We start from the raw sequence: 4,096 nt of genomic DNA on the forward strand, positions 1-4,096 counted from the left end.
TTTGTGTGTTTTTGTTTGCAGGCTGCTGTTCTCCCCCTTTCCCCCCCCCCCCCCCCCCCCCCCCACACCCGAGGTTCGTGCGATCGTGGGCGAACCGGTCAACGAGGGGACACCCCGCCCGACCCACCACCCGGCGCGGGACGATCCGCCCCCTCGGCAGATCCGGCCCCCCGGAGGGAAACCCACCCGCGACAGCCGCCGATCCTCGACGCCTACCGAAACCCCGCCCACCGCGGGAGCGGGACGTCTCCGTGATACCGCTCAGCGAAAGTGCGCGTCGATCCGTCCGGCTGTGACGCGGCCCGCGGCCAGAGCCTCGGCCAGCCCGGGAACAGGGTCGGCGGCGTGCATCGCGTCGTGTGTGACGTGGCCGGCGACGAGGGTGACCCAACCTCCGTCGTCGGCGACCGCGTGTGCCCAGGCCGGTGGAACGAGCATGCGGCCTTCCTGGAGTCGGATCCCGTACGGACCGTGGATCTCGGCCTGGTCGTCGGGGCCGAGCACGGCCGTCCACCCCGGGCTCGCGGGCGGCGTGACGTCGAGTCGGCGCCAGGGATGCAGACCCTCCTCCACGAGGGCATCCACCACCGCTGCGCGCGTGGCCGACTGCGGGTTCGGGGTGGCTTCGTCCGCGATCGCGAGCACGAGAATCGGACGCAGGCTGCCGTCCGCGCCGGTGACGGCCACCGCTCGCGGGATCGCGGCACTGGGTCCGGTCGGCATCGTCCCGGGCGCGACCGGAATCACGAGGGGCGCGGTGCAGGAGCGGTGCGCCACGCAGACGTGACGATCGGTGCCGTCCACGATCAGGATCGCGCTGGTGGGTGTGTGTCGCGTATCGCCGTGGCCGCCGCACACCGGGCATCGGTAGACGGTGACGGTGGCGTCGAGTTCGCGCGCGCGGGGTTTTCCGATCTCGGCCAGGACGAGGCCGAATTCGATGCGTGTCGTCTCGCGGTTCATGTGTGCTCCCGACCGACGCCGTCGGTCTTTTGCTCGTCGGGGTGTTCGGGGGTCGCCGTCGGGTCGTCGAGGTCGTTGTCCCAGCTGTCCTCTCCGTCGAACAGCGCCTGTTCCGGCGTCGGTTCGCCGGGTGTCGAGGACGTTTCCGTGGGCGCCTCGACCGGGACGGGCTCGACGCGGGCGCGGGGTACGGGGTGTCGCGGGGCGAGGCCGATGCGCACGCGGTTGAGGGTGTCGTCGGGTTGCCCGATGACCACGATCGCCTGGCCGACGCTGAGGGACTTGAGTTCGTTCGGGTGGATCAGGAATCGGTCGACCAGCTTCAGGGCGCCGGCGCCGGTCCCGGCGGTGGTGGTGCTGCCCGGCAGGCCGCGGTTCTCGCGCACCTGGGTGGTCTCCTCCCACACCTCCTCGGTGCCGATGAGCTCGGCGATCGCGGAGGCCGAGATGCCCTGCCGGTGGAGGATCTTGACGTTGGTGTTGGTGATCACCGACGCGGCGAACTCGTCGCTGACCGCCCTCAAATCCTCGAGTTCCTGCGTGCACAGCAGGATGCCGCCGCCGGCGGCACGCACACGTGCGAACAAGGACGCCATGGTGTGTCCGCCCAGGCCGGTGAACTCGTCGACACCGGCGACGAACATGCGGCCGCTGTCGCCGAAACCCTCGGCCTGGAGCTGCTGTCCGGTCGCGCCCAGATCGGTCAGGAACAATGTGCCGAGCTGGCGGGCAGCCTTGGCGTCGGCCTCGGCCGCGAGGGAGAACAGCACGACGTCGCCCGCGTGGATCGCGTCGTACAGATCGAGCCCGTCGGGGTGTTCGACCAGGATGCGCCGGCCCTGTCCGGAGGCGAGGTTGCGCACGCGCGTGGCCATGCCGGGCAGGCTGCGTTTGATGTCACGCGCCTCCTCGGCGATGTACGCCACGTAGTCGGAGATCTCGCGCCGCAACATGCGGTCGTAGGCCGACGCGTGCTGTTGCAGCTGCTTGAGCGTCATCATCCTCGACAGGTCCACCAGGTCGCGGCGCCAGGCGCGGCGTCTGCCGTCGGGGAACGCCTCCTCGGTTCCGCCCGCGACCACCGCGTCCAGCGCGCGGACCACGTACAGCAGGAACTCCTCGGCGGCCTCGCGGTGGTGCGGCTCGCTGAACCCGCCGTCGGCGACGCTGTCCAGCGCCTCGACGATGCGGCTGCGCACCTCCTCGGCGCTGCCGTGCCGGATTGGGTTGTACGTGGTGCTGCTGCCGTCCCCGGTGACGGTGATCAGGTGGAAGCGTCGCCCCGCCCTGTGCGCGGCGCCGCGCAGCGCGGCGGCGAGTTGCGGGTCGGCCTTCATGTCGGCGAACAGCCACCCGATCCGCAGTTTCCGCGCGGCGTCCTGGACGAAGAACTCGTGCGCGAGCTGCTCGATGGTGCGGGACTTGCCGTAGCCGGTGACCCCGCACACCAGCATGTGCTGGCGGCACGCCTTCGCCGAGACCGTGACCGGTTCCGTGGTGTACAGGTCCACGCCCAGGCGCACGCGCAGCTCGTCCACGCGCGTGGGCGGCTCGGGCACCGGGGCGGAGAGGAGATGGTCGAGTGCTGCGGTGACCGCAGGGCTCGCGGCAGGCTTCGGGATGTGGCGCCACTCGGCCTCGAAGCGGCGTCGGCGCACCAGCCACCATCCCGCGACGCAGGCCGCGAGCAGGGCGGCGTACGGGGTTTGCGCGAGGAGCCACACGGGCCATCGCGCGGCGACCTCCGCGCTGCCGCACTCGGCCCAGTGCGCGAACTGCCGGGTGCCGCATCGCGCGCGCAGGTCCTCGAACGGGATCGTGTACCAGGCGAGCATGCCGACCGGCCACCCCAGCAGCACACCTGCGCTGCCCGTCCACGCGAGGATCCACCGGGCGCGGGGGGTGATCCATCGTCCGCATCCGATGCCCGCGACGGCAACGAGCGCGGCCACCGGGTTGAGCACCGCGGCGATGGTCACGATGCCGCGCAGCAGCGCGAGGAACGGGTTGATCGGTTCGATCGGTTGCAGGCCGCGTGTGCGCGGTGGTGCGCCCTCGACGTACCCGCGCGGGGTTTTCACGCGCCTCACGCGAGCACTCCGGTGGACCTGGGCGGCGTCCACTCCTTGACGACGATCTTTTTGCCCCGTCCGAGTTCGACGCCGCGCGCGTTCGCGGCCTCGGCCGCGCGGGTCGCGTACGGCAGCGTCTCGGGATAGCACCAGTACAGGGCGCCGGTGATGTGCGGCGCCAGGGTGTACGCCGTCATGTTGGCGATCAGCCGCGGAACGGGCTTGCGGGTGCGCTCCACCTCGTGCGCCCACGTCGTGCCGTCGGGGTGCTCGGTGACCAGGTCGGGATAGAGCCGCTCCTGCTTGGCGCTGGGCACGACCACCGCGTACGTCGGCGCTCCTTCGCGCAGTTGGTTCGCCGTGTCCTTGACGCGGATCTCGCGTTCGGTCACGCAGGCGCGCTGGGGATTCTTCGCCAAGAGCTCGTGCGCGAGGTCGACCACCGCGAGGTCGTGGTGGAGTTCGGACGGACGAGGCGTGAACACCACTCCCGGGGTGCCGAGATAGTTCATGCCCTCGCGGCTGACCCAGTGGACCCCGGCGAGGTCGGCCATGATCGCCGGCTGGTAGCCGACGAGATTCAGGTCGCGCATCGCCCGGGTCCGGCGACGCACCTTCTCCAGGTTCGTGGGCTGCCCGCGCCGCGCAAACTCCCGCGCGATCTGGTCGTTGGTGACGCACTTCCACCGGCCGATCCATCCGAGCATCGCGGTGTCGCGGTCGGTGACCTGCCATCTGCGCTTGAGGGTTTCCAAAGTCGGCTCCGGCTCGTGTTCGATGTGGTCGGACGCGGCTCGATCGCGCGTCGGACGGCGGCTCGGCGGGATACGCGCGGCGGGCCGACTCGTCGCCCCTGGGGCGACGGTCGGCACGCCGCGCGGGGGGAGCACGAGGGGCGCGGCAGCAACCCCTCGTACCGGCCCCGCGGGGCCGGTGTCGCCCCCACCCGCACGCCCCGGACGCTCCACCCGGCCCCCCACCCGAGCCACCCGCCGCCCCGGCGCCTGGGGGGGGGGGGGGGGGGGGGGGGGGGGGGGGGGGGGGGGGGGGGGAGGGGGTGG

3 protein-coding genes are annotated in these 4,096 nt (G+C 71.9%); all 3 read right to left on the reverse strand.

Annotated elements, in window-relative coordinates; all coding sequences use genetic code 11:
* Positions 1 to 261: 261 nt before the first annotated feature.
* From ACZ4FV_RS51730 to ACZ4FV_RS51740, 3 genes are read right to left on the reverse strand one after another with little or no spacing between them, the layout of a single operon-like run.
* Positions 262 to 963: a hypothetical protein gene (locus ACZ4FV_RS51730; RefSeq protein ID WP_465328381.1), complete on the reverse strand. Its 702-nt coding sequence runs from the start codon at positions 961 to 963 to the stop codon at positions 262 to 264.
* On the reverse strand, positions 960 to 3,053 hold the full coding sequence (locus tag ACZ4FV_RS51735; protein WP_465328383.1) for a type IV secretory system conjugative DNA transfer family protein: 2,094 nt from the start codon (positions 3,051 to 3,053) through the stop codon (positions 960 to 962). The genes ACZ4FV_RS51730 and ACZ4FV_RS51735 overlap by 4 nt, the downstream gene beginning before the upstream one ends.
* The gene (locus ACZ4FV_RS51740; protein WP_465328385.1) at positions 3,050 to 3,790 is read right to left on the reverse strand and encodes a hypothetical protein; all 741 of its coding nucleotides are present in this window, start codon (positions 3,788 to 3,790) and stop codon (positions 3,050 to 3,052) included. The genes ACZ4FV_RS51735 and ACZ4FV_RS51740 overlap by 4 nt, the downstream gene beginning before the upstream one ends.
* Between the last annotated feature and the right edge of the window lie 306 nt (positions 3,791 to 4,096).

It is taken from the genome of Embleya sp. NPDC025285, from assembly GCF_055558835.1.